The 4,750-nt window shown below is 54.1% G+C and carries 3 protein-coding genes; all 3 read left to right on the top strand.

The annotated features are described in order from the left end of the window. Nucleotides 1-1,140, top strand: a 1,140-nt coding sequence (locus tag B4U49_RS01200) for a carbohydrate-binding protein (protein WP_143735458.1), incomplete at its 5' end; no start/stop codon positions are given. Nucleotides 1,141-1,215: 75 nt separating this feature from the next. Next, nucleotides 1,216-3,651 carry an agarase gene (locus B4U49_RS01205; protein ID WP_078082767.1) on the top strand — a complete coding sequence of 812 codons (2,436 nt, stop codon included), beginning with the start codon at nucleotides 1,216-1,218 and terminating at the stop codon, nucleotides 3,649-3,651. Between the two features lie 410 nt (nucleotides 3,652-4,061). Beyond that, a partial coding sequence (locus tag B4U49_RS01210; protein WP_143735459.1) for a carbohydrate-binding protein occupies nucleotides 4,062-4,750 on the top strand: 689 nt, incomplete at its 3' end.

The following is a 4,750-nucleotide window of genomic DNA, read 5'->3' on the forward strand; positions in this document are numbered from 1 at the left end:
AAGGCGAGCCGCAAGCCGGGCACGGAAAAAATCCATACTGGAGCGATTCACTCAAAAGAGAGCCTGATTTATCCGCTGTACATGGAAGCCAGCGTGAAAATCACCAACCTCACTCTGGCGAATGCCTTCTGGCTTTTGAGCGCCGACTCCACCCAGGAAATCGATATCCTCGAAACCTACGGCAGTGACCGTCCATCGGAAGTCTGGTTCGACCAGCGTATCCATCTGAGCCACCACGTCTTTATCCGCGATCCTTTCCAGGACTATCAGCCGAAGGATCCTAGTACCTGGTATGCGAAACCCGATGGCGGCAGCTGGCGAGAAGACTATGTGCGCGTAGGTACCTACTGGAAAGACCCGTGGACGCTGGAGTATTACGTTAACGGTGAACTGGTGCGAGTCTCCTCGGGTACTGATGTAATCGACCCTTACGGATTTACCAATGGCACAGGCCTAAACAAGCCGATGCAGGCCATTTTTGATGCAGAACACCAGGGCTGGCGTGATACGCAGGGAACACTACCGCCGTCTGACGAAGAGCTGGCTGATCCTGCGCGCAATAAATTCCAGGTTGACTGGGTGCGTTTTTACAAACCGGTTCCCGAAGCCAACAACTGCGGGCCCGATGATACAGCTCCAGGAAATAGCAGTGTCGAAGTTGTGATCGAAATGTCCGAGTTCACCTCAACCGGCAAGGATGGCGCGCCAGTTGCCTGGGATGCGGTACATGGATTCAATGCGAATGGCGAAAATATTAACTACAACACCCTGGGAGACTGGGCAGAATATCCGGTAGAATTTCCGCGCGCAGGCTACTACTGGGTAACACTCGCTGCCGCCACGCCGACCCCTTCGGGAACTGCCGCTGACGTACAACTGGATGGCACCTATGAGGGCACTATCACCGTTACCAACACCGGCGGATGGGAGAAGTATCGGGATTTTGAGCTGGAAAACCCGATCTATATTGCCAATGCCGGCACTCACACACTGCGGGTACAAAGCTCCGGCGGCGCGGCTTGGCAGTGGAACGGTGATGAGGTTCGGTTCTCCCGCAACAAAGGGCAGTCTTTACATCGCAATACCGAAAGTGAAAAGCCGAGAAATGGTGATTTAGATCGTTGCCAACGGCCGGACTAAAAAATCTACGCTCAAAGCGAAAAAGCTGGGAATCAAAAAAAATAAATAACGAAATGTAGTTTGGAGAATATTTTTATGAAACGCCTGATTTTTTCTGAGCGGCTCGCGATACTGATTCTGGCAGGCACCCTCAGTGCCTGCGGCGGAGGAGGTAGCGTTGGTGACAACGAGAACCAACCACCCGACAATGAATCTACTCAAGAAGATACTCGCCCTGATACATTCTCGTTTACCCCCATTAACGATGCAGAATTGAACACCGAGTATACTTCTTCCGCCATTACCGTTTCCGGGATCAATGCCGCGGCCAATATCAGTATCAGCGGTGGTGAGTATTCGGTAAATAACGGCGCCTTTAGCGATAATACGGCAACGGTTGAAGACGGGGATAGTGTGGTGGTCCGCGTTAGCACCGGGCCCCAATACAGTGCAGCGGTTACCGTGACTCTCAGCATCGGTGGAATCAGCGCTGACTTCACCGTGACCACCAAAGCAGAGCCGCAACCGGAGCCAGAGCCGCCGGCAAGCGATTCTGTTAAGGTCGATTTCAACCTGAATATGCGCCATACCGTGGGCGGGGAATCCGAGTTCGACCGTCGCAAGTTCATAACCGTACACGCGTCGAATACCGAAAATGACTGGGTTGGAGGTAATACCCAGAGTGCGGGTGCGCCGAACGAGGACCCCGACCTGATAACCAACTTCCTGGATGGCTACGATGTATACCTCGGGCGTGATACTGGCGGTATGAAGTGGCAATTGAGCCAGTTACCCGAGGACGGCGCGCGCCCTGGCTTTATCGACGAAGCGGCCGCGGCCAGTAAAGGCGGTGGTATGCGCTGGAATTACACCGAAGGAGCTTCCGTTAGCGCGCAGCTTGCGCGAAAACACGAACACCGTGCGACCGATATGATCGTGGGTGGTCAGCAGCATCCATACTGGCCCAATGGCGACGATACCGGCATGGGCTGGTCTTTCTCCACCACCGACACTGTAGAAGAACCCTTTGGCACCGCTGTTGGCCACTACATGGCGAACTTCCTGTACGAGTATTTCAATCGGGGGGAGAGCGATGCATACGGCCAGCCGAAGCCCGTATTTCTCGAGGTAATGAACGAACCACTCTATGATCTGGTGGACTACCCGAAGGCGAAAGACGAAGGTACAACGCCAGAAGATGTTTTCAAGTTTCACAATGCGGTAGCCAATGAGGTGCGCGCGTATCGTGACGCATGGAATCAGCCTTCCCACGACAATGTATTGATCGGCGGTTACACCGTGGCCTTCCCGGACTTTGACAAGGACAATTTCAACCGCTGGGAAGAGCGCGACAAACTGTTCATCGATATCGCCGGCGAAAATATGGATTTCCTGTCGATACATTTTTACGACTTCCCGGCGATCAGCGGCACCCGCCGTCTGCGTCGTGGTAGCAACGTGGAAGCCACTTTCGATATGCTTGAACAGTACAGTCTGATGGCCACTGGCGTGCGCATGCCATTTCTGGTCTCCGAGATCGGCGCCACTGTACACAGCATGATGAATGACCCCTGGTCACCCGAGCGCGACGGCTACAAACTGCGCGCGCTCAACGGGCTTACCATGAATATGCTGGAACGCCCGGATCAGATCCTGAAGTCGATTCCGTTTGTGACCATCAAGGCAGAATGGGGCCGGCAATCGGAAACAGTACCCTACTCCAACCGACTGATGCGCCAGAAGAAGGAGGCCAGTGGCGAGACTGGCGACGAGTGGGTGTATACCGAGTTCGTAAAGTTCTACCAGCTCTGGTCTGAAGTCAAAGGCACCCGTGTAGACAGCTGGGCCAGCGACCTCGACGTGCAAACCAATGCGTATGTAGACGGCAATACCGCATACCTGATCCTGAACAATCTGGAAGAAGAGGCGTCCACGCTGGATCTCTCTACCCTAGGGGTAGCGGGCAACACTCTGCAGAGTGTGAATATCAAGGAGTTGCACTACGGCAATGACGGCAAACCGGTGCTGGATGAAACCGAGTCCGCCGAAATGCCGCAGGAGTTTGCCCTGAAGTCGCAAGCTACCGCTATATTGAAGCTGACATTCGCGGACAGTATCGCGATCGACGGTGACAGTATGGAAACCAAGTACTACGCCGACAAATACAAGCAGCCCATCACCGCCGGCGCAAAACTGCAGTTCGCAATCAACGATGTTGCTGTCGGTGAAAACGGTGAGGCAGTGCTGCGCCTGGGGATAGGCCGCGACCATGGAAAATCCCTGGCACCGAACGTTACCATCAATGGAAATACCGTCAGCGTGCCAGAGGACTACCAGGGCTACGACCAGTACTACAACGGTAAGGGACGTCCCCAATACTTTGGTGTCATCGAAATTCCAGTGGATATCGCCTACCTGAGCCAGAACAATACGATCGAGGTCGTATTTGATGACGATGGTGGTTTCCTGAGTACCGCAACCATGCAGGTATTCAACACCACGGCACCACTCTCACGCGGTGCGCGCGAGTAGCTTGACTGTCGCGCTGATTACGAACCACGCGATATAAATTCACTGGATTATCTTCACAATGCCGGCGGAATTTTCCGCCGGCGCATTTCCCACTTCTCTCCTCTTGCGTTCCCACAAATAAGTGGCGCCAGTTCTCATCGCAGAAAATGTTCTGAGCAAAAACGCGCCAACGCACCGAAACATGATTGTCAACTGTTAACAATATATTATTTAATCCGGTTGACGGCAGACATAACGCTAATAGTGCCGCACACCCAAATCAGCACAACCATGCTGCACCCAGAGGCCACTGCCGTCGATCTGGGGCCGCCGAAGGACCTTCGCTAATCAGACGTATAAGCGAAACGCCAGAGCGGTTCAAAAAATAATAACGACACCAGCTGTACCGTGTCTCAATCTCGGAGCAAGCGATGAAACTCCCCTACCCCAGGCGCCCACTGGTGCTGGCACAGTCTGTGCTGGCCGCTGGTATCGCCTTAAGTACTGCGGCAACCGCTGCGGACTATCGAATTGAAGCTGAAAACTTCACCACCGTCGGCGGTACCTACGCCGATGGTCAGCCTCAAAAAATCAGTGTGTATAACGTCAATGGCGTTACTGCAATTAACTACGTGAACCGTGGTGACTACGCTGAGTACACCCTGCAGGTTGCCGAAGCAGGTACCTATAACCTGCAATACCTGATCGGCACCAGTATGACTTCGGGTGCGGAAATCGACTTCCAGATTGGTAGTGGTTCCAGCTGGACATCACTGGTGAAGAAGGCTGTTCCGGCGGGCCACTGGGATAATTTCCAGTCTCTCGATGCCGGTAACATTTCCCTTCCGGCGGGCGCGGTCAATCTGCGCGTGGTTGGGTCTGGCAGCAATGACTGGCAGTGGAACCTCGACGCGCTTGAACTGACCCAAGTCAGCACTGGAGGTGGTTCCAGCAGCGGCGGCAGTAGTTCCAGCGGCAGTGGCGGTGGCGGTACCGGCTTCACAGTACAGGCTGAAGACTTCACCCAGGTCGGCGGCACCTACGCCGACGGCCAGCCACAAAAAATCAGTGTTTACTCCGTGAATGGCGCTACCGCAATCAACTACGTCAACAAAGGCGA

Source organism: Microbulbifer mangrovi (assembly GCF_002009015.1).
GTDB classification, from domain to species: domain Bacteria; phylum Pseudomonadota; class Gammaproteobacteria; order Pseudomonadales; family Cellvibrionaceae; genus Microbulbifer; species Microbulbifer mangrovi.

Excerpts from the sequence above, each read along its gene's own strand:
- B4U49_RS01205 (WP_078082767.1), top strand. The coding sequence starts at position 1,216 with ATGAAACGCCTGATTTTTTCTGAGCGGCTCGCGATACTGATTCTGGCA.